Source organism: Hippea jasoniae (assembly GCF_000744435.1).
GTDB classification, from domain to species: Bacteria; Campylobacterota_A; Desulfurellia; order Desulfurellales; family Hippeaceae; genus Hippea; species Hippea jasoniae.
Map to the genome: position 1 here is coordinate 69,665 of NZ_JQLX01000013.1, position 20,522 is coordinate 90,186.

General features: G+C 34.3%; 21 protein-coding genes and 1 pseudogene. 9 read left to right on the top strand and 13 right to left on the bottom strand.

The features are described from left to right. Positions 1-23: 23 nt before the first annotated feature. Positions 24-1,631: a methyl-accepting chemotaxis protein gene (locus EK17_RS05210; protein ID WP_035588238.1), complete on the top strand. Its 1,608-nt coding sequence runs from the start codon at positions 24-26 to the stop codon at positions 1,629-1,631. A gap of 127 nt (positions 1,632-1,758) precedes the next feature. Here EK17_RS05210 and EK17_RS05215 read toward each other — a convergent pair whose 3' ends face one another. Further along, entirely contained in the window at positions 1,759-2,283 is a 525-nt protein-coding gene (locus EK17_RS05215; protein ID WP_035588241.1) for a hypothetical protein, read from the bottom strand. Positions 2,284-2,489: 206 nt separating this feature from the next. Between EK17_RS05215 and EK17_RS09565 the strand changes: the two genes are divergently transcribed. Further along, positions 2,490-3,383: a UbiA prenyltransferase family protein gene (locus EK17_RS09565; RefSeq protein WP_332248572.1), complete on the top strand. Its 894-nt coding sequence runs from the start codon at positions 2,490-2,492 to the stop codon at positions 3,381-3,383. An 897-nt stretch (positions 3,384-4,280) separates the two neighbouring features. On the opposite strand, the pseudogene EK17_RS09570 reads toward EK17_RS09565, so the two are convergent. After that, positions 4,281-4,856, bottom strand: a pseudogene (locus tag EK17_RS09570) (ArnT family glycosyltransferase); the annotation flags it as partial. Between the two features lie 82 nt (positions 4,857-4,938). Between EK17_RS09570 and EK17_RS05225 the strand changes: the two are divergent. The 3 genes from EK17_RS05225 to EK17_RS05235 are packed head-to-tail and all read left to right on the top strand — an operon-like array spanning position 4,939 to position 7,541. Continuing rightward, positions 4,939-6,231: an FAD-binding oxidoreductase gene (locus tag EK17_RS05225; RefSeq protein ID WP_035588243.1), complete on the top strand. Its 1,293-nt coding sequence runs from the start codon at positions 4,939-4,941 to the stop codon at positions 6,229-6,231. Between the two features lie 11 nt (positions 6,232-6,242). Then, positions 6,243-6,968, top strand: a complete 726-nt coding sequence (locus EK17_RS05230; RefSeq protein ID WP_035588246.1) for an SDR family oxidoreductase — start codon at positions 6,243-6,245, stop codon at positions 6,966-6,968. Continuing rightward, positions 6,969-7,541, top strand: a complete 573-nt coding sequence (locus EK17_RS05235; RefSeq protein WP_035588249.1) for an HAD-IB family phosphatase — start codon at positions 6,969-6,971, stop codon at positions 7,539-7,541. Positions 7,542-7,543: 2 nt separating this feature from the next. Here the strand turns inward: EK17_RS05235 and EK17_RS05240 are convergent, their stop codons facing one another. Genes EK17_RS05240 through EK17_RS05290 form a run of 11 tightly spaced genes read right to left on the bottom strand, consistent with a single transcriptional unit; the run spans position 7,544 to position 16,490 of the window. After that, complete coding sequence (locus EK17_RS05240) at positions 7,544-9,817, bottom strand: endonuclease MutS2 (RefSeq protein WP_084675089.1); 2,274 nt, start codon at positions 9,815-9,817, stop codon at positions 7,544-7,546. Continuing rightward, positions 9,796-10,746 carry an HD-GYP domain-containing protein gene (locus EK17_RS09025; RefSeq protein ID WP_051904450.1) on the bottom strand — a complete coding sequence of 317 codons (951 nt, stop codon included), beginning with the start codon at positions 10,744-10,746 and terminating at the stop codon, positions 9,796-9,798. The genes EK17_RS05240 and EK17_RS09025 overlap by 22 nt, the downstream gene beginning before the upstream one ends. Further along, positions 10,747-11,265, bottom strand: a complete 519-nt coding sequence (locus EK17_RS05250) for a cob(I)yrinic acid a,c-diamide adenosyltransferase (protein ID WP_035588255.1) — start codon at positions 11,263-11,265, stop codon at positions 10,747-10,749. Next, on the bottom strand, positions 11,258-11,860 hold the full coding sequence (locus EK17_RS09030) for a TorD/DmsD family molecular chaperone (RefSeq protein WP_051904451.1): 603 nt from the start codon (positions 11,858-11,860) through the stop codon (positions 11,258-11,260). The genes EK17_RS05250 and EK17_RS09030 overlap by 8 nt, the downstream gene beginning before the upstream one ends. A gap of 11 nt (positions 11,861-11,871) precedes the next feature. Next, a complete protein-coding gene (locus tag EK17_RS05260) occupies positions 11,872-12,759 on the bottom strand; it encodes an aspartate carbamoyltransferase catalytic subunit (protein WP_035588257.1) in 888 nt (295 codons plus the stop codon). A 9-nt stretch (positions 12,760-12,768) separates the two neighbouring features. Continuing rightward, a complete protein-coding gene (gene rapZ / locus EK17_RS05265) occupies positions 12,769-13,617 on the bottom strand; it encodes an RNase adapter RapZ (protein WP_035588260.1) in 849 nt (282 codons plus the stop codon). Position 13,618: 1 nt separating this feature from the next. Beyond that, positions 13,619-14,086: a PTS sugar transporter subunit IIA gene (locus EK17_RS05270; protein WP_035588262.1), complete on the bottom strand. Its 468-nt coding sequence runs from the start codon at positions 14,084-14,086 to the stop codon at positions 13,619-13,621. After that, positions 14,083-14,595, bottom strand: a complete 513-nt coding sequence (gene hpf / locus EK17_RS05275; RefSeq protein WP_035588265.1) for a ribosome hibernation-promoting factor, HPF/YfiA family — start codon at positions 14,593-14,595, stop codon at positions 14,083-14,085. The genes EK17_RS05270 and hpf overlap by 4 nt, the downstream gene beginning before the upstream one ends. 12 nt (positions 14,596-14,607) lie before the next feature. Continuing rightward, a complete protein-coding gene (locus tag EK17_RS05280) occupies positions 14,608-14,955 on the bottom strand; it encodes a NifB/NifX family molybdenum-iron cluster-binding protein (protein ID WP_051904452.1) in 348 nt (115 codons plus the stop codon). Positions 14,956-14,970: 15 nt separating this feature from the next. Continuing rightward, positions 14,971-15,315 carry a J domain-containing protein gene (locus EK17_RS05285; RefSeq protein WP_035588268.1) on the bottom strand — a complete coding sequence of 115 codons (345 nt, stop codon included), beginning with the start codon at positions 15,313-15,315 and terminating at the stop codon, positions 14,971-14,973. Then, the gene (locus EK17_RS05290) at positions 15,312-16,490 is read right to left on the bottom strand and encodes a M24 family metallopeptidase (protein WP_035588272.1); all 1,179 of its coding nucleotides are present in this window, start codon (positions 16,488-16,490) and stop codon (positions 15,312-15,314) included. The genes EK17_RS05285 and EK17_RS05290 overlap by 4 nt, the downstream gene beginning before the upstream one ends. Positions 16,491-16,585: 95 nt before the next feature. On the opposite strand from EK17_RS05290, the gene EK17_RS05295 reads away from it, so the two are divergent. From EK17_RS05295 to EK17_RS05310, 4 genes are read left to right on the top strand one after another with little or no spacing between them, the layout of a single operon-like run. Beyond that, positions 16,586-17,854, top strand: coding sequence for an ATPase domain-containing protein (locus EK17_RS05295; protein WP_035588274.1), 1,269 nt, complete (start codon positions 16,586-16,588; stop codon positions 17,852-17,854). A 20-nt stretch (positions 17,855-17,874) separates the two neighbouring features. Beyond that, positions 17,875-18,666 (top strand): 3-deoxy-8-phosphooctulonate synthase, encoded by a 792-nt coding sequence (gene kdsA, locus EK17_RS05300; protein ID WP_035588276.1) that lies wholly within the window; start codon positions 17,875-17,877, stop codon positions 18,664-18,666. Continuing rightward, on the top strand, positions 18,650-19,696 hold the full coding sequence (locus tag EK17_RS05305; protein WP_035588278.1) for an LptF/LptG family permease: 1,047 nt from the start codon (positions 18,650-18,652) through the stop codon (positions 19,694-19,696). Before kdsA ends, EK17_RS05305 begins: the two co-directional genes overlap by 17 nt. An 8-nt stretch (positions 19,697-19,704) precedes the next feature. Further along, positions 19,705-20,520 carry a pyruvate, water dikinase regulatory protein gene (locus tag EK17_RS05310; RefSeq protein ID WP_035588280.1) on the top strand — a complete coding sequence of 272 codons (816 nt, stop codon included), beginning with the start codon at positions 19,705-19,707 and terminating at the stop codon, positions 20,518-20,520. Positions 20,521-20,522: the final 2 nt, after the last annotated feature.

The window sequence follows — 20,522 nt, forward strand, 5'->3', positions numbered from 1 at the left end:
CAACTATTAGGAGGTGGTAAAATATGGAAAATGTGCGATTGACAAAGTTATTCTTAGTTTCAACATTGGTGGTATTGATAACAGCTATCGTTGTAATCGGTGGCAATGTAGTTATATCACTCAGTAATCGTTCTAAAATAGGTAAGGTTGAGATGGTTGATATTGTTAGTTTAAAACACTACAACAAGGCAGCTATAGATCTTGCAAAATGTAAGGATTATTTTATTAGATATGCATTTATGGATGATGAGTCTGCTTTGGTTACTGCAAAGAATTTTTGTTCTGAGGCTATTTCTTTGATAAACAAAACCATAAAGCTGAACAGAGCAAACCCTTCCTTGGTTTCAAATCTGAAAGATATAAGGCGGTTGCTTGAGGATTTTTATCAATCCGGAGTTGCTTTTGCACAAGAATTTAAGGAAACGCACAACATAAGTGAGTCAACTAAAAATAAATTTTATACTGCATTTGATGTCATAGCAAAAAGAATCGCTATGCTTGTTGAGACATCGAATAAGGATGTAAAGGAGTGTATGGAAGGCATTAAATCCCGCAGTGTCAATCTTTTAATTTTAGTTAGCGTAGGAAACTTAATTGTTATAGCCCTTATAGTTGGTTTGTATTTTGTGGTTAAATCATATATTATTCACCCCCTACTTACAGCTGTTGAGAAAACAGAATATTTAGCAAAAGGCGATTTAACTAAAAGATTTGATGTTATTACAGGTAATGAAATAGGAATTTTAAAAAGTGGAATTAACAAAGTTATCGATTCAATGAGAAATATAGCTATACAACTCCATAAAGAAGCCGATGAATTAACAGAACAATCAAATACACTTGCATCCTCTGCAACAGAAATATCGGCAACCATTGAAGAAACGACAAGAAACACAGAAGAGATGGCGCATGCGGTTAGTGATACCGTTGAGGCTATAAATAATGTGGCTGAAGCTACAGAGAAAGTTAATATGCTTGCTCAGGAAGTGGGAGAAGTTAACCGTGAGATGATGGAGGATATAGAGGATAGATTAAAAAGAATGGAGGAAAATGCAAAGTTGGCTAAGGAAGCTATCGAACAGATTAACACCGTTGGAGATGCAAGTAAACAAATTGGCCAAATAATTGGTGTTATTAATGAAATAGCCGATCAAACAAACCTGCTTGCCCTAAATGCTGCAATTGAGGCAGCAAGAGCCGGTGAGGCTGGACGAGGCTTTGCTGTGGTTGCAGATGAGGTTAGAAAATTAGCAGAAAAGACGCAAAGGGCTACAGAGGAGATAAGAGAAATGATTCAAAAAATGCAGTCTGATACTCAGATCGCCATTCAAAAAACAGATACCGCAGCAAATATGATTTTAAGTGAAAAAGAAAAAGCCAATGAGGATAAACAGCATATAGAAAGTGTGGTTAATAAAACTTCTAATGTTATAGAAGAACTCAATACGACCTCGGCTGCTATTGAAGAGTTGTCTGCAACAGCAAACGAAATTGATGCTCAGGTTAAAGAAGTTGTGCAGGCTGCAGAAGATAACGCAAAAGCTGTGACAGATATTGCACGTATCTCAGAAGAAGTAAAATCTATGGCCGATAGAATTAACAAGCTTGTAAGGGTATTTAAGGTTGAGTGAGATTGATATGTTAACGGGTGTAGGGCTATGAGCCCGAGCCCTTCAACTTAAATATGTAAACCATAAATCCCACCCTTATCATCAGATATGTTTTACCAGATGTCAGCTGCCCTTTAAAACTTCTTTATTATTCCATCTCGATAATTCTTATTTGTTCTTTTTTAAAAAGGTAACATAGCTTATTGGTATTAAACAGTTTTCTGCTTTTTATGGCTTGTAATGCTTCTTTATCTGTTTCATTTCCTGCGGGCATATTTATTACAAGCTCTTTAAAGAAATCAGGCGTATATGAGTCTGAGAATAATAACTCACATTCAGATAAATTACCTTTGCTGTCTATATGAAAGATAAAATGGCCAAGGTTACTGGTAATCATAAACATATCATTCCTAAAAATATCACTTTCTTTGGTGTGGGATAGATATACAGAAGAACACACATAATCATGAACACTATTACATCTGCATCTATCAATTATCTTATATTCAGCTATTTTTTGTTTAAAATAGTCTTCTTCTATATCCATACCAAGCAAGCTTTCTTCGAAGTTTATATCCTCTTTTTCTATCTCTTTGTTATAAAACTGCCTTTTTTGATCTTTGTAATGAAGATAAATAATACAGGCTATAAAGTTGTATAAGCCTTCAAACACTTAAAACTCCTAAATTTTTGGTTTCCTCTGTCAAAATAGCTATATATTTTTTCTGTCAAATAACCTCTTTTTGTTCTATTTTGCAGCCGAACTTAGGTGATGTCAAATTATTTAGGAATTGGGAAAATGAAAGTGGTGTAGTTGATGATAAAAACCTCAAATATTATTATACTTGTAAAATTATATAATTTTTGTACTATTTTTCTGTGTCAGAGAAAAGGGTAGAAAGTAGGATTTCTATTTTTTTTAGGCTTTTAAGAATAAATCAATATGTAAAAAATTTTTATATATTTGTGCCTTTTATATTTGCTTTTCGTGTTCCTAATAGTGATGTTTATATTTCCTTTTTATTATTCTGCTTTTTGACAAGTTCTGTTTATATTTTTAACGATTTAATTGATTATGATTTTGATAGATTTCATCCGGTTAAAAGATTTAGACCTATAGCAAGTGGAGCCGTTTCTAAAAGTTTAGCTTATAAAATTTTTGCTATATTTGCTGTTTTTTCTCTTTTTGGTGCTTTTGTATTTGCATATAAAGTTTTTTTTATTTTTCTACTTTATTTTTTTCTTAATATTTTATATTCATTGCGTTTAAAACATATACCCGTTATAGATATTTTTGTTTTAGCCTCAGGGTTTGTAATTAGGTTGTATATAGGGAGTTTTTCTGGTTCAATAGAGTTGTCTCGCTGGATTGTTATAATGACTTTCCTTTTATCTTTGTTGGTGGCTTTAGGCAAAAGGAGAGATGATTTAATAGCAATTGAAGATGGGGTATGTGTAAGAAAAAGTATTAAAGGATATAATCTTAATTTTATAGATGCAGCGATGGTTTTTATGAGTTCCGTTATAACTGTTTCTTATATATTATATACTTTCTCTGAGGATGTTAAGCAACATTTTCATTCAAAAAATCTTTATTTAACTACTTTTTTTGTTTTGATGGGTATTTTCAGGTATTTGGAAATAGCTATGGTTGAAAACAAAAGTGGAGACCCTACCTCTCTTATACTTAAGGATAGGTTTCTCCAAATTACTGTTTTTTTGTGGCTGATTAGTTTTCTTTTTATTGCTTATGGGTTTAAAATACATTTTTAAGAAGTAGCATTCTCCTTTTGGCAAAAAAGGTATGGTTTTGTAATATTTGTTTTTAATCTCTTCCAGAAAAGAGGTTTTATATTTCTGATAATTTAAGTTAGAGCATTTGCATATATAGAAAGTAGCTTTATTTACAGTAAACTGGGTGATAGTTGCAAACTTAAAATATTTCTTTATCTCATTAAATTTAGATTTTTTCTTTAGGAATATATAAATAGTGCTTCTCTTTATTTTTTTTACATCAAATAACCTATCGAATTCTCTTCCATATTTTGAGTCATTAAAAATCATAAATACATTTCTGTTGCAATGGTAGGATAATATAGAGGCAGATGTATATCCCGTAGTAAAAAGAAGATGATCTGAGTATCTATTATTAATAATTGAGCATATTTGCTTTGTGTTTGTGAATAAAATCAGGGATGGGTATTTTTTGTTTTTGTAAAAAAGATTTTTTGGAATAGCTATAGCTACAAAAAGTATAAATGCATGAAAAAGAGAAAAATAGAAAGAAAGTTTTAAAAATTTGTTTATGTACTCAGTATTTATGTTATCAAAAAGTAATACAAATAATGGTATGTCAATAAGAAACCAATGTAAACCTATTTTTACTTTAAATGAAGCTATTGTAAATATTACGATAAGTGGAGAAAGAGTTATAAAGATGAATTTTGTTAGTTTGTTGTATTGTTTGTTTTTTAGGCTTTTTATAACATAATAGATTCCCCAGGGAGTTAGAATATAAATTATCATTAACAGATAGATTGTAAAGTGGCTTAAAGAAAAGGTTAGGTGTCTGGTTCTTGCAAAGAAGTTAAAGATTATGTTATTCCAGCAGGAGATATAATTAAAATAAAGATTTTCAAGTATAGATGGTAGAGTTCCTAATAGAGAGAAAAATATAACTTTGTAAGATTTTTTCTTATTCTCAAATATTGCATATAGATATAAACCCATAATTAAAAGACCGCTTAAGTACTTACTCAAAAATGATAATCCTAAAAATAATCCTGAAACAAAAGCTTTTGTTTTCCATAATTTATTTTTTTCTATTGAGGATATAAAAAAATACATACCTATACTACCAAACAAGAAAAGAGGTATGTCGTTAGTTATTAATGAGGTTAGAATATCTATAGGGGATAAGAGTAAAAAAAGTGGAGCTATGGAAGACTTAAATTTGTCTTGAGTGAATAAAAATCCAATCTCATACAAAATGTAAGCTACAGTTATCGTAGATAAAAATGCAAAAAGCCTGTAAAAAACATACGAATGGGAAAAAAAATTTAAAAAATAAATAATCCACCCTATCATTGGAGGGTGATCGTAATATCCTAACTGTAGATGTTTGCCCCATACAGTAAAATATGCCTCATCACCAGTAAGTGGAAATAGAGAAATTAGTACTAATTTTAAAAAAATTACTATAGCCAGTTGTGTTCTAAAATGCATAAATAAACTTTTCTTTTCCATTACCTAAACATTATAGCACAATTTTGTATTGACACAAATATGTGTTGAGTTTAAGTGGTTAAAAATGTAATATAGGATCGCTATGTTTAGAAGCTGGGGAAATTATCCTAAATTTAAAATCTATAATGCATATTATCTGCATGATTACTCAAATCTTAAAACCTGGTTAAAGAAAAAAAGAAATATTATATGTTATGGTAATGGAAGAAGCTATGGGGATAGCTGTTTGGCTGAAAATGTGATTGTAACCAAACCTTATGATTTTTTTGTAAGGTTTGATAAAAACAAGGGTTTTCTTGAGGCCAATGCAGGAGTTATGCTAAAAGATATACTTGAAACGATAGTGCCAAATGGCTGGTTTTTACCTGTTACGCCGGGTACTAAATTTGTTACACTTGGAGGAGCTATTGCTTCTGATGTTCACGGCAAAAATCATCATATCGATGGAAGCTTTAGTGAATGGATTGAGTGGTTGGATTTAATGTTGCCGGATGGGAGCATAAATAGGGTTTATAAGAATGATGAACTATTTAAAGCTACTTGCGGAGGTATGGGGTTAACAGGTGTTATACTTTCATCTCGTATTAAATTGAAAAAGATACAATCATCGATAATAGATGAGATAATAATTAAAGTGGAAAACTTGAGAGAAATGTTTGATGTATTTGAAAAATATTCGACATATCCTTACTCTGTAGCTTGGATAGATTGTCTTTCTGAGTCTAAGCATTTAGGTAGAGGATTAGTTATGATTGGTAGATTTATGAATAATGGTATTTTGAAGTATGAACAAAAAAAAAGAAAAAATATACCATTAAACTTACCTTCTTTTTTTCTTAATAGCATATCTGTTTCTATTTTTAATGAAGTTTACTATAATAGATTCCTTGATAAAATTATTCATAATACTGTTTCAATAGATGAATTTTTCTATCCATTAGATGCGATTAATAACTGGAATAGAATTTATGGTAAAGGTGGTTTTTTGCAGTATCAATTTATCATACCCAAACATTACGGATATGATGGGGTATCTGAGATACTGAGGTTAATATCCAAAACCAAAAAGGGTTCTTTTTTAGCGGTTTTGAAGCTATACGGTAAAGCAAATAAAAATTATCTTACATTTCCCCTTGAAGGTTATTCTTTGGCATTAGATTTTAAATATGAAAGAGGAATATTGGAGTTTCTTGATAAGCTGGATGAGATAGTTGTTAAATATCATGGAAGAATATATTTAGCTAAAGATGCAAGAATGAAGAGGGAAGTTTTTGAAAAAGGATATCCTTATGTTGAGGAGTTTAGAAAAATAAGAAGATTTTACGGTATGATAAATACATTTAATTCATACCAGAGTATTAGATTAGGGATATAGGAGAGTTAGCGGTGAAACTGCTTATTGTAGGAGCAAATAGCGATATAGCAAAGGCCACAGCAAGAATTTTTGCAAAGAATGGTTTTGACTTAATTCTTGCGAGTCGAAATACAACGGAATTAAAAAGAATAAAGGATGATATCGAAATAAGAAGCTCTGTTGATGTTAGAATATTTAAATTCGATGTTTCAGATATAAGAAATCATAAAACTTTTCTAAATGCTGTGGGTGATTTTGATGGTATTTTGGTAGCAAGTGGAATAATGTACGATCAATTAGCAATAAAAGAAGATTTTAATAAAATGATTGAAATGAATAATATAAATTTTATGGGACCTGTTAGCTTAATAAGTTTAGTTGCGGAGTTGTTTAAGAAGAAGAGAAAGGGATTTATTATAGGTATAAGCTCTGTAGCAGGAGATAGGGGTAGAAAAAAGAATTATTTTTATGGATCAACTAAATCTGCATTTAGTTGTTTTTTAAGTGGTTTAAGAAATGCTTTATCAAAATATAATATTCATGTTATAACAGTAAAACCAGGATTTGTTTATACAAAAATGACAGCACATATGAAGCTTCCTGCTTTTTTAACAGCATTACCTGAGGAAGTTGCTGAAGATATATGGAATGCATATATTAAAAAAAATGATATCGTTTACACAAAATCAATATGGAAAATGGTAATGTGTATTATAGTACATATTCCTGAAACTATATTTAAAGGATTGAGTATTTGATTGAATAGCATAGCTTTTTTTGATTTTGATGGAACGCTAACTTTTAGAGATACTTTTTTAGAATTTTTAAAAGATAGTGTTGATGTTAATAGTTTAGCAAAAAAAAGTCCGAGACTGTTTTATTATCTTTCTCTTTTTGAATTTAAGGTCATATCTAATTCTGATTTTAAACTATTTGTAGTAAGAGAGCTGTTTAAAAGCGAAGATTATTTCAGGTTGAGCGCCCAGAGATTCTCTAAAAAGATTTTTAAGTTTTTAAAAAGTAAAGCTGTTGCAAGGCTTATGTATCATAAAAAAAATGGTGATAAGGTGGTTATAGTTTCTGCTTCATTTGAAGAATATTTAAAGGATATCTCAAAACAGTTATGCGTTGATTTAATTGCTACAAAAATTACTTTCAAGGATAATGTGGCATATTATGATCCGGCAAATTGTTATGGAATTGAAAAGTATAAAAGAATTATTTCTATATATAGACTTGATAAATTTAAATATATTTATGCTTATGGGGATAGTAGAGGCGATTATTACATGTTGAAAATAGCTGATTATCCATACTATAGAGTTTTTTAGAATTACTCAAACTCCACTATGGTTGCACCGTCGCCGCCTTCGGATGGATGAGCAGGGTAGAATTTTCTAACATAGGGAAGCTGCTTTAGAGTTTCTCTTACCATATCTTTTAAAATGCCGTTGCCTATGCCATGGATAATGCGGGCTGATTCAACATTTTCCTTTGATAAAGAGTCAACGAATCTCAAAAGCTCATAATATGCCTCATCGCGTCTTTTGCCTATAAGGTTTAATTCAAGCGATTTAAGATTTTTTGCAGCAAATATGTTTATTTTCTTTTCTTTATCCTGTTTTGTTTGAATTTTTTTGAGTTTTGATGCATCTACCTTTATCGCTTTTCCGTCAACCTCTATTGTGGCTTTATTCTCTTTGATGGAAACAACAACGCCCTCTAAATTATTAAAGCTAACTCTATCGCCTATCTGTATGAAGTGGGGTTTATCCTCTTTTTTTTCTGTGTTGAATAAACTTTGAGCTTGTTTTGAGATTTCGTTGAGTTTTTTGTGCGCTTTTGAGATGTTTTTACTCTTTAGAAGATTTTTTAGCTCATGCTTTATCTCATCTAAAAGTTTTTCGTATTCTTCCTTCTTTTGTTCTTTTAATTGGTTGAGTTCCTCTGTTAATTTTTCCTTAAACGCCTGTTCATTTTTTATAAGCTCAAGGTAGCGTTTTTTTGTGCTTTCTAATTCGATGGCCTTTTGTTGCATGATTTTTGTTTGTCTTTGTAGCTGTTTTTCAACTTTTGAGATCAGGGTTTCATTCATGCTTAGGAATTTTTCTGCATCAAATACGATTTTTTCATCAACTGATAAGGTTTTTAAAATCTCGATGCCGTAGCTTCGCCCAATTCTGTCGTAAATCAAACGATATGTGGGTTTAAGCGTATCTATGTCAAACTCAAAGGCAGCTGTTCTAAAACCCTCGTTTTGCAGCGTGTAAGCTAATTTTTTGTAATGTGTTGTTGCAACGATTATGCTTTTTTTGGCAGCATTTTTTATTATTGCGTAGGCTATTGCCTCTCCCTCATCAGCGGCAGTGCCAGAGCCTATCTCATCAAGCAATAGAAGCGTTTTGTCTGTAGCTTTTGAATAGGCTTTTTTAAATGCAATCATCTTTGCAGAAAAACCGCTTAACGATTCAAATATATCCTGCTGATCACCTATTACAGCAAAAACATTGTCAAATTCACCAATTTCTAAATACTCTGCATTTATCGGTATCGTGGAATAAAAGCTTAATGCAATTAAGCCTACAGTCTTTAAAAATACGGTTTTTCCACCTGTGTTTGGTCCTGTTATGATAAGGTTTTTTGAGCTTTTTAGGTCAATATCTACAGGCTTTGTTTCTTTTATCGTTGCAAGAACAGGATGTCTTGCGTTTTTTGCAAACAGAATCGGTTTTTTTGAATATTCTATTTCGCAGTCAGGAAGTGTTTTTGAATAGGCGTATTTAGCGCAATTTAGATCTAAAAAACCCAATTTTTTCTCGTTGTATCTTAATCTTTTTGCGTTTTCTCTAACAAGCTGTGTGAGCTTTTGAAGTATCCGTTTTCTTTCTGCCTCCTCTTTGGCTATGAGCTCCTCTAACTTTGAGTTTTCTTTATAGACTGCATCAGGTTCAACAAACATGCCACCGCTTCTTGCAACCTCGATAATTCTGCCGCTAAAGTATTCTGAGTAGTTGGGTTTAACAAGAATTGTGTAGCGGGAGCTTTTTAAAAAAATTGCAGTATCCATTATCACATCGCGGGCTTTTGAGTGCATAATCGATTTTAAGATTCTTGTGATGTTCTGGGATGTGGCTTTTTTATTCTGTCTGATTTCAAAAAGATGCGCTGTTGCCGTATCCTTTAGTAAGCCGTAGTTATCTATAGCTTTTTTTATCTCATCAAACAGTTGGTAGGGTATGTCAAATTCGATGTATTGATACACCTCCTGTTCATGACTTGTTAAAAACTCCCTTATCTGTGTGAGCTGGCCAATAAAATCGCCAATCTTTTTGAGCTCTTTTTCATCTAACATACCATCAAAAGCACTTTTTACTATTGGTGTTATGTATATATCATCGATTGCAATATCTCCCCAGCGGATAAAGTATTCAAAAAACTTTAACATTATTTCGTATTGTTTTTTTGCTTTCTCTAAATTAAATTCAGGTTCGATACTTTTTAAGGTTTCTTTGCCGTAGCGGGTTTGTATATGCCTGCCAATAGTCTCTTTTAGACTGTCAAACTCAAGCAGCTGCAGCGTGTTTTTCATGATTTTACGCTGAAGCATTTAACAAACGCTTCAAACATCTCCGTGCCGAATTCTCTTATTAAAAAATCTTGATTTTCTTTTAATGCTTCAAAAGTTGTTTTGGGCGGAGTGTTTTTATATTCCCTTTTTGATGTGATGGCATCGAATATATCGCATATTGCACAGATCTGAGCAAAGTGACTAATCTGGGTTTTATGGTAGGGGTATCCGCTACCATCTTTTCTTTCGTGGTGTTCTAAAACGATTTTTTCAATTAAAGGTGAGTGTATTTTGAGCTGTTCTTTTAATATTTCAACGCCGTATATCGGATGTTTTTTGATTTCCTCATATTCCTCTTGAGAATATTTACCCTTTTTTAGAAGGATATTTTTATCTATCTTTAGCATGCCTATATCGTGTAGAAAATACCCTTTTGCCACCTCTTCAAGCTTTTTAGTTGAAATATCACTATACATCTTTTTTGTTAGCATAGATGCATAGACACCCACATTAAACATGTGAACGGCTAAATTGTTTATGTCGTTTTTGATAAATGTCAAAAAGGTTGTGATCGATGATGCATCGTTGAGCGTGTGGGCAACAAAATGCGATATATCTTTTGAAAGGGTAGGCGAAATGTTGAGATTGCTGTTATTTACAAGCTCCTCCATATTGTTTATCATCGAGATATATATAGCATAGAGCTTATTTTTCTTTTTTGTGTTGGGGTCGTTTAGGATATCGTCAATGTTTTTTGCTATGTATCGCTTGTATGCATTCAATTGGTTGATCGGTATATATGCAATAAAATTTTCATTATGCTGTAGAATGGGGCTGTTTTTTTCAAGTGGGGCGTTTTTGCTCAACAATAATAAGGGTTTTGTTTCTTCAAATATATAAACATCAAACTCTCTACTTTGTGATGGACGTAGTAATTTTATGCGTATAGGCACAAACTTTTTGTTCATCTATTTTTCTATTCCAACCCTCGCAATAACGCCTTTTTGATAATAATGCTTTATCTCTTTCATCTCTGTGACAAGGTCTGCCTTTTCAATAACCTTGTCTGTTGCATATCTGCCTGTGATCACAAGCTCTGTGTTGGGTGGCTTTTTATCCATAAGTTTGAGCAGGTCATCCTCACTAAATAGATTAAAGAATACGGCAATATTTGCCTCATCGAGTATTACCACATCGTATATACCTTCATCAAAGGCTTTGAGGACAAATTCATAACCCTCTTTAGCTTTATCGATGTCTGCCTGTTGAGGCTTAGAATGAATAAACCCCTCTCTACCAAACTGTTTTATGGTGATATTATCAAAACGGGATAAAGCCTTATGCTCGCTGTAGGGTAGGCCTTTTACAAACTGAGCAAACAGCACCTTTAAACCTGCACCTGCTGCCCTTATTGCAAGACCGATGGCAGCTGTGGTTTTACCCTTGCCGTTTCCCGTATAAACCTGAATGTAACCCTTTTCATTCATTGAGCACCTCTAAATTTTTCTTCTCTTTAACTAAAAATGTTTCTCCGATTTTTGATAAAGCCCTATAAAACAGAGGGGTTTGTTCATATTTTATTACATCATCAAAAAAATTAAAAATCCAGCTAAAGAGGTGATCAACGAAGAATTCTTTTATGATTGGTTTACATCCTTCACTATTTTCTATTAGAAAGGCTGCAAACTCAAGCTCAAATATCAAATAATCGGGAAACTCCCTTTCGTCAAATATCTCAAGACCGCAGGATTGATACAGCTCATTAACCCTATCTGCAGTTGCACCAGAAATAATGCCTTCTTTGTAAAACGACTCATAAGGATGCAGAGGTGTTTTGGGATAGTTTGATATAAACAGGCTTGTGTAAATGCCCTGCCACTCTTCAAACTTGAGCGATTTTAGCTCTTTCAAACCCTTTTTTAGATCTCTTATGCCGCTGATTTTATAGCCGTTTTTATTTAAGTTGCTGTAGGATGGATTTACAAGCTCTATGGCTTTTTCGATGATTTCTGAGTAGTTATCTTCAGGATAGGTAAATCCTATACTTAAAAATCTATACAAAGATGCCCTGTCTTTTTCCATTGTTTTCTCCTTTACATTAGGCAGAATTCATATATGGCCATTCTGGCAAAAACGCCGTTTTCTACTTGCCTTGTGATTAAGATTTTATCGTTTTCTTCATCAAATAAAGATGAGCTTAGCTCAACATTTCTATTAACAGGTCCGGGATGCATAATATAGCAGTCTGGCATATTCTTTTTGTTTATTCCAAAAAACCTTGCATACTCCTTCAAAGATGGTATGTTTTGGCCACTTTCCCTCTCAAGCTGAATCCTCAAAAGCATGACAAAGTCTTTGTTTTTTAGAGCTTCGTTGAGATTTGAGCAGATATGCATATGCGAAAGCCATTTTTTTTCAGGTAGCATCGTTTTGGGACCAAAAAATGATAGCTCCCAGTTGAACTTCTCTGCAAGCCACATATGGCTTTTTGCAACCCTGCTGTTTATTATATCGCCAATAATGCAAACCTTTAAGTTGTCAAGCCTGCCGGTTATTTCAAACATCGTCATAGCATCCAGAATTGCCTGAGATGGATGCTCATTTGTTCCATCACCTGCGTTGATAATGGGAATCTGTGTAAATTGACTTAAAAAATAAGGATAACCTGAGTGGTAATGCCTGATTACAAAGGCATCAGGTTTTATAGCCGATAGGTTTATAATCGTGTCGTAGTCGGTTTCACCTTTTTTTATACTTGATTGGTTGTGGTCTATGTTTATAACCTTTGCCCCCATTCGTTTGGCTGCCATCTCAAAGGATGTTCTTGTGCGCGTGCTGTTTTCAAAAAAGATCGTAATGATTGCCTTATCTTTTAAAATGTTGTTATAACTTGATCTGCCTGTTTTAAATGCTATCGCCCTCTTTACTATTAATTCTATCTCATTTTTTGAAAATTCCTTTATGCTTAAGAAATGGCGCATACAATCACCTCATTTTTCTATATCTCTATGCAAAACCTTACAATCGTATCCTTTAGCGTTAAACCACTCTTTAAAGTATTCCACAATGGCAACAGATCTGTGTTTGCCCCCTGTGCAACCAAATGACACCGTTAAATAACTCTTGCCCTCCTTTTTATACAAAGGCAAAAGTGTATTAAAAAAGTCCTCTACAAGTTTCAAAAAGGGTTTTGTCTGATTTTGAGCCAAAACAAATTCATATGTCTTTTTATTCAGACCCGTTGTGTTTTTATATTCGTCTATGAAATAGGGGTTTGTGATAAATCTAACATCAAAGATTATATCGCTTTCTGTGGGGATGCCATATTTGTATCCAAACGATAATAGCTGGATCATGATTTTTTTCTGTGATTTGATAAAACGCGAAAATATAAACTCCCTTAGAGATGTTGGTGATAGGGTTGATGTATCTATGACTGTATCTGCCCGTTTTTTTATTTCTGCTAATATTTTTTCCTCTTCCTCTATTGCATCCTTTAATGATAATCCTTTTAAAAGGCTTAAAGGGTGGTTTCTGCGTGTCTGCTCAAAACGCTTTAGAAGGGAGTTTAGGTTTGCCTCTAAGTATAAAAGCTTAATCTGGCAGTTTTGCTTGAGTCTGTCTATTACAGAGATGCTGCCAGTGATGTTTGGGTCTCTAGCATCGCAAACAATTGCCAATTTGTTTATTGTGGTATTTGAAAGCTCAAAAACATCAACGATTTTTTCAATAACGCTTAAAGGCAGGTTATCTATGCAAAAATAGCCACTATCTTCAAAGGCACCAAGTGCTGTGGTTTTTCCACTTCCCGATAAGCCACTTATTAAAATTATCTCCACTTTAAGCCTTTAGCTGATTTTCCTTTTCTATAATAATATCCATTACCTCTTCTTTGTCTTTTGCCTGAATGATTCTTTCTTTCAATTTAGCATCTTTAAATATCTTTGCTGCTTTTGCTACAGCTTTAAGCAGAATTGATGGTTTTATAGCCGGTGCCAAAATTACAAAAAAAATCTGAGAGGGCATCCCATCCAATGATCCAAAATCTATCGGTTGTTTTGTTGTAAAGATGCCCCCGATTAAACTATCGATTGAATCCATTTTTGCATGTGGCATGGCAAAATAATCGCCTATGGCGGTTGACCCAAACCTCTCCCTTGCCCTCAAAAGTGCAAAAATCTCATCCTCATTTAGGCCGTTTTCTTTTGATAGGACATGAGCCATTTTTTTTAAGCACTCTTCTTTATCGCTGCAGTCTATATTCAGCTCAACGGTTTTTATAAAATTTGAAATTCTGTAATCTTTCATCGTGTTACAATATAGCCGTAGTCGCCATTTTTCTTTTTATAGATGACGCACACCTTGCCATTTTCTGAGTTGTTGAAAACAACAAAGTGTTTATCTTCTTCGTTTAACTTCAATATCGCCTCCTCAGGCGTCATCGGTTTGGGTATAAATTCTTCTTCCACTATCACAGGTTCTCTTTCTGTTGGTTGAGATACATATTCGCTCTGAGAGCTCTGTCTTCTTTTTGATTTGTAGAGTTTATCTTTCATTTTTTCTATCTGCTTTTCAAGCACCTCATAAACCAGATCCACAGATGAATACATATCCTTGCTGGATTCTGTGGCTTTCATGATTTCCCCATCTATGTTGAGCTTTACATCGGCTATATGTCTGTATCTTTCAACACTCAAAACAACCTCGGCACTAACAGGTGAATCCAATTTTCTTTCAAGCCTGCCGATTTTCTTTTCCACATAGTTTTTGATCGAATCGGTTAGCTGCGTGTTTTTCGCTGTAATAGTGATTTTCATAAAACCTCCTTTTTAATGGTTATGGTGGTCGCAAACCTCTTTGTAGCTGACATCTAACTTATTTGCAATAAAATCCTCTACAATTGAGCGCGCATCTTTTGGCACCACATTTGTAATAACCCTTATACCCTTTGACTCAAATATCTCAACGGCTTTTGGGCCAATACCTGCAACAATAATAACATCAGCGTTTTTTGATGCTATCCAGTTTGGAAAACTGCCTTCAAAATGCTCAGGCGCCGGTTCTATCTCAACAGTCGTGATTTTTCCATCCTCTATCTCAAAAAATGCAAATTTAGAGGCATGGCCAAAGTGCTCAGATAGATTATCATTCTCAAGTGGCATGGCTACCCTTATCATTAAACAAAACCTCCTTTAAAAAAACCTTTTTCTCCAGTTTTCGTAGTAGTTGTTTTTATCTTTTTCCATTTTGTATTCCTCTTCAAATCGTTCAAGATCTTCCAAAGAAAGCGTATAGAATTTTACACTATCTATGTCGAGATCTTTCTTTGTTAAAATTGCATAGGCTGTATTGATATCTTTAAACAGATCGGATGTTTTAGGGTTTATATCTGGATGGTACTGCTTGGCTAATTTTAAGTAGTTATGCCTTATAATCCATACTGGGTCTGTTTCTTCAACGCCTAAGATTTTTCGGGCTGCTATTTCGTATAGTTTTATTTTTTTAAAACGCTGTTGAAACGAAAAATCGTATATCACAGCTCAATGATCTCCCTCGGGTATCTTGTTAATGATTCAACACTGTTTTTTCTAACAACATAGGTGTTCTCTACACCAACTGCACCTTTTCCGTAAAATGCAACCTTTGGTTCGAATGCAAATGTCATACCCTCTTTTAGCTCAAAGTCAAGGCCCTTTGCTATAAATGGATATTCGTCAACCTCAAGCCCTATGCCGTGGCCTACAAACGGTACTTGATTGTCCCTTGCCCCCATAAAGTTTTCCTCATAACCTGCCTCTTTTGCCATTTTTATGCAGTGGTTGTATATAGATAGTGTTGATACACCCTCTTTTGCGTTTTCCTCAAGATAATTCATTACTTCCATACAAAAATCATAAGCTTTTTTATATTCATTATCAAGTTTTCCTACAACAAAAACCCGTGTTTCGTCTGTGTGATATCCTTCATAGTTTCCTAAAAAATCAACAATGATAGGGGTATTTTTTTCTATTTTGTAAAATGATGCCCCATCTGGAAAAGATGGATAGATACCGTATCCCGTTGTGGGTTTCAAAAATCCCGAAGGATATGCACTTCTAAAGCCTGAATGAACATGACCCATCAGCATTTCGCCGTTAAATCCTCTCATTCTGCAGCGACCCTGATGCCCCCTTTTTCTTGCTCGATACTCAAGTGTGGCACTGATATAGATCTCTGTTAGTTCAGGCTTTATTATCTCTTTTGCATCTTCCATTGTGCAATCAAGAATCCTTGCAGATTCCCTCATCAACGAGATCTCATATTCACTCTTTATGGCTCTCTGGCTTCTTATTAGGTGTGAGATATCAACAATTTCTGCGTTATTGAATGTTTTTTTAATTCTAAAATACATATCTACTGGCAGAACATCCATCTCAATGCCAATTCTATTGGATCTGATACCAAAATCACTAAATAGATTTGCTAATGCAGAGATGCCTTTAACAGCAACCAAATTTTTAAGCGGTGTTTCCTCTTTTGCCCTGTCAAAACCTTTTCTGATAGCAAAAAAGTGGGTGTTATCGTTTGAGATAACAAGCATACCCGAAGGCATTGTGCCTGAGTAGTAGTAAACATCGCTATTTTGCATAATGATGGCAGCATCAATACCGTTTTGAGCAAGTGTTTTTGAAAATACTTCCACCCTTTTTAAAATTTCTATGTTTCTATCCATAACTCACCCCCTTAAGCTAATTATACAAAATTGGAATAGCTTTTAAAGTATTTGTTTTATTTGACATAGCATACAAGATTATTTAGATTTTGTCTGTGGCAAAAAAAAGTATTTATGTATGCACAAATTGCGGCTATACCACGCCCAAATGGTATGGAAAGTGTCCAAACTGCTCAAGCTGGGGAACGCTTGTAGAAAAGCAGGATTCAAAAAACACATTTGTTGATGCAAAAAAGCCTGTTGCACTGGGTAGCGTTAATGTTAAAGAGAGTTTTATAGAGATAAAGGGTGAATTTGGGGATTTTTTTGGTTTTAAACTCTCAAAAGGCGGTGTTTATCTTGTCTCAGGCACACCCGGTGTGGGCAAATCCACTTTTCTTCTGCAACTCTCAAGGGATTTAAAAAAATCAAATCACAGGGTTGTCTATATAACAGCAGAGGAGAGCCTTTCTCAGATCGCTATCAGGGCAAAGAGGCTTGATGCTTTAGATGTAGAGGCTGTCAGTAGTGCCGATATAGATGAAATTGTGGAGATTTTAAAGTCAAATAAGCCCGATGTGTGTATAATCGATTCTATTCATACAATTTTGAAGAAGGATTTAGATTATGCGGTTGGCGGGATTCAGCAGGTAAAGTATTGTCTTGAGATGCTTGTTGAGGTTGCAAAGAGTCTTGGCATCGTCCTTTTTGTTGTTGCTCATATAACAAAGTCTGGCTCAATAGCAGGTCCAAAAACGCTTGAGCATATGGTGGATGTTGTTTTTTTGATAGAGGGTGAGAAAAAAAGCAACTTCAGGGTTGTTAAGTATCTAAAGAACCGTTTTGGCTCAACCAAAGAGGCGTTGATTTTGGCTATGAGGGAAAACGGGCTTGAAAAAATCAAAGACCCCACCTGGCAGTTTATATCTTCTACAACACATGAGGATGGTGTAGCCTACGGTATAACAATAGAGGGAAACTACCCGATAGCCCTTGAGGTGCAGGCGTTGTGTGTGAACTCTCAGCTTGGCATACCAAGAAGGGTTGCTGTAGGGTTTGATATAAACAGGTTGAATATGTTGCTTGCCGTTTTAGAAAAGAGGTTGTCTTTGCCTATTTACTCCTACGATGTTTATCTTAATATAGCAGGCGGCATAAAGGCATCATCCACCCTGATTGATGCTGCTGTTGTTGCTGCAGTGATTTCATCAGTTAAGAAAAAACCTATTGAGGGTGATATTGTTTTTGCATCAGAGATAGATTTAAGCGGCAATCTGAGGTTGTTTGAAACAGATAGGTTAGTGCTTGAGCAGATTTCTAAAGAGTATAAGGTATTAACGGCAAAACAGGTAAAAAACATTGCCAGGCTTTACGAAATGATATGAGTTGTGGTAAAATTTAAAATATGAGTAAGCATTTTTTTATTGCCGGACCTTGTGCTATAGAATCGGAAAAAATTACCTTACAAACAGCAGAAAAACTTGCCAGAATAACAGAAAAATACAAAATTGAATTGATATTTAAATCTTCCTTTGATAAGGCAAACAGAACAAGGCTCTCTTCTTTTAGAGGTGTGGGTCTGGATGAGGGTTTGAGGATTCTTCAAAAGGTAAAAGAGTTATTTGGTTTTAGTTTGACAACGGATATCCATCTGCCAGAGCAGGCAAAACCTGTTTCAGATGTTGTTGACATTATTCAGATCCCAGCCTTTTTGTGCAGGCAAACAGATTTACTTGTTGCAGCAGCAAAAACTTCAAAGACTGTTAATATAAAAAAGGGGCAGTTTATGGCTCCCTGGGATATGCAGTATGCTGCAGAAAAGGTTATTTTATCGGGTAATGATGATGTATGGATAACCGAAAGGGGCGTTAGTTTTGGCTATAACAACCTTGTTGTTGATTTTAGATCTTTGAGAATTATGAAACCTTTTGCTAAAAAGATAGTCTACGATGTTACTCACTCTATGCAGATTCCCTCACGAGGTGGTAAAAGTGGTGGAACAAAGGAGTTTGCTGGATGGCTTGCATTTGCTGCAGCTGCAGTGGGCGTGGATGGGTTGTTTTTTGAGGTTCACCCAAATCCTCAAGAAGCACTTTCTGATGCCTCTGTTATGCTTTCTTTAGATGAATTTGAAAAAGTCATAGAGCCTATTTTGGCACATTGGGATATAACCGACAGTTATGAAAATAATCCATAGATATATCGCATCAAACTTCTTAAAAACGCTTGCAGTAGCGGTTCTTTTTTCAACCCTGCTTTTTGTAATTTCCGATTTTTTATCTACTCTGTCAGTGCTTATAAAGGGCAGCGTGAGTATAAAAAAGGTTTTGGAGTATTACTACTTCTATACGCCGTTTTTAATATACTTCACATTTCCGTTTGTGTTTGGTTTATCGGTTTTGATTAGTCTGGGTTTGCTTTCTGCAAGAAACGAGATTATCGTTATGCGTGCAAGTGGTTTAAGTATATTTAAGATTGCAAAGCCTGTGATATACAGCGCTGCTATAGCTGTTGTTGTGATGTTTCTGCTTAAAGAGGGTTTTATAAACTACGGTCTTGAGAGGGCATCGTTTATAAAGCACTACTATTTAAAAAATAAGGATTACAACGGCTTTTATATGAAAATAGGCAACTTTTTTATTAAGGCTAAGAGCTTAGATGCAGATAAAAAGACCTTTATAGATGTTGTTGCCTATAAGGTAGAAGGGGATTTTTCAGGTATAAACGAAGTTATAAAAGCAAAAAGGGTTATTATAAAAAAGGGTAGGGCTGTTTTTGAAGATGGAAACAAAATGCTTTTGAAAACCAAAAAAACCCAGAGTTTTAATAAAATTGCAATACCGTTTAAAGGCTCATTTTACCAGCTTGTTAGTTTATCAAAGTTTAAAGAGCCATCTATCTTTTATCTTTTTTCTCATCTATACTCATCCAAAGGCAATTTTGACTTCTATCTATCAAAAATCCTTTTTAGGATCTTTTACCCCTTTTCGGTTGTAATTTTGACATTAATTGCCCTTGTATTTGTTCTAAAAACAACACCACGAAGGGGAGGTCTTGTAAAAAATATCTTTGTTGGCTCGGTAATTTTTATTGTTTATATCGGCACTTTTGAACTGATTAACTCGATGGGCAAATACTCGATTATTAATCCCTTCTGGTCTTTAGCTATTTTTATCCTTTTCTGGCTGGTTGTTTCTTTGTATAATCTCTTTAAGCTTGGCGTTTGAGGTGTTTGATGGCAGAAAAAAAGTTTATTTATCTTATCTCTGACGGCACAGGAGAGACGGCATCAAAGATTGCAAGGGCGTTTTTGGTGCAGTTTAGGTATCCTGATGTTGTTCAAAGGAAATTTATAGAGGTGCGAGAAGAAGAGCAGATCGATGAGATTGTAAATAAAGCAATCGAAGAAAAACCGCTTGTAATTAGCACTATTGCTGATAAAAAACTGAGGGATTATGCAAATGATAAGTTTAAAGCAGTTGGCATTGAGGTGCTTGATCTATTTGGCTATTATATAGAAAGGTTTGAGAAGTTTTTTGGTCAAAAGGCACGCAATATTTCGGGTCTTTTGCATAAGATTTCAGACCAATATTTTGAAAAGGTTAAAGCTATTGAATATACTGTGGAACATGACGACAACAGAAGCAGCAGGCGTCTTGATGAGGCAGATATTATACTTGTAGGGTTATCACGAACAAGCAAGACGCCCTTAAGTATTTATCTTGCTCAGGAAGGGGGCTATAAGGTAGCCAATTTTGCAATTGTAAAGGGTGAAAAACTCCCCGATGCGCTATTTAAGGTTGATCAAAACAAGATTGTAGGATTGACAATAGACCCGATGAGGCTGTATGAAATCAGAAAGCAGAGAGCGAAGAAATTAGGAATTGAAAATTCATCATATGCATCACTAAGCAGGATCTACGAAGAGGTAGAGTATGCAAATTCAATTTTCAGGCAGCATCCTCAATGGTTGATTATCGATGTAACAAACCGCTCGGTTGAGGAGTCTGCCAGCGAAATAGTTTCAAAACTATTTGGAAGAAAACTTTAAGT

What these genes read in the sequence shown, in the direction of transcription:
- EK17_RS05240 (WP_084675089.1), bottom strand. Translation starts at nt 9,817, where the DNA reads ATGCTTCAGCGTAAAATCATGAAAAACACGCTGCAGCTGCTTGAGTTT.
- kdsA (WP_035588276.1), top strand. Translation starts at nt 17,875, where the DNA reads ATGAGTAAGCATTTTTTTATTGCCGGACCTTGTGCTATAGAATCGGAA.
- EK17_RS05305 (WP_035588278.1), top strand. Translation starts at nt 18,650, where the DNA reads ATGAAAATAATCCATAGATATATCGCATCAAACTTCTTAAAAACGCTT.
- EK17_RS05280 (WP_051904452.1), bottom strand. Translation starts at nt 14,955, where the DNA reads ATGATAAGGGTAGCCATGCCACTTGAGAATGATAATCTATCTGAGCAC.
- EK17_RS05260 (WP_035588257.1), bottom strand. Translation starts at nt 12,759, where the DNA reads ATGCGCCATTTCTTAAGCATAAAGGAATTTTCAAAAAATGAGATAGAA.
- EK17_RS05290 (WP_035588272.1), bottom strand. Translation starts at nt 16,490, where the DNA reads ATGGATAGAAACATAGAAATTTTAAAAAGGGTGGAAGTATTTTCAAAA.
- EK17_RS05210 (WP_035588238.1), top strand. Translation starts at nt 24, where the DNA reads ATGGAAAATGTGCGATTGACAAAGTTATTCTTAGTTTCAACATTGGTG.
- EK17_RS05270 (WP_035588262.1), bottom strand. Translation starts at nt 14,086, where the DNA reads ATGAAAGATTACAGAATTTCAAATTTTATAAAAACCGTTGAGCTGAAT.
- EK17_RS05250 (WP_035588255.1), bottom strand. Translation starts at nt 11,265, where the DNA reads ATGAATGAAAAGGGTTACATTCAGGTTTATACGGGAAACGGCAAGGGT.
- hpf (WP_035588265.1), bottom strand. Translation starts at nt 14,595, where the DNA reads ATGAAAATCACTATTACAGCGAAAAACACGCAGCTAACCGATTCGATC.
- EK17_RS09025 (WP_051904450.1), bottom strand. Translation starts at nt 10,746, where the DNA reads ATGAACAAAAAGTTTGTGCCTATACGCATAAAATTACTACGTCCATCA.
- EK17_RS05225 (WP_035588243.1), top strand. Translation starts at nt 4,939, where the DNA reads ATGTTTAGAAGCTGGGGAAATTATCCTAAATTTAAAATCTATAATGCA.
- EK17_RS05310 (WP_035588280.1), top strand. Translation starts at nt 19,705, where the DNA reads ATGGCAGAAAAAAAGTTTATTTATCTTATCTCTGACGGCACAGGAGAG.
- EK17_RS09030 (WP_051904451.1), bottom strand. Translation starts at nt 11,860, where the DNA reads ATGGAAAAAGACAGGGCATCTTTGTATAGATTTTTAAGTATAGGATTT.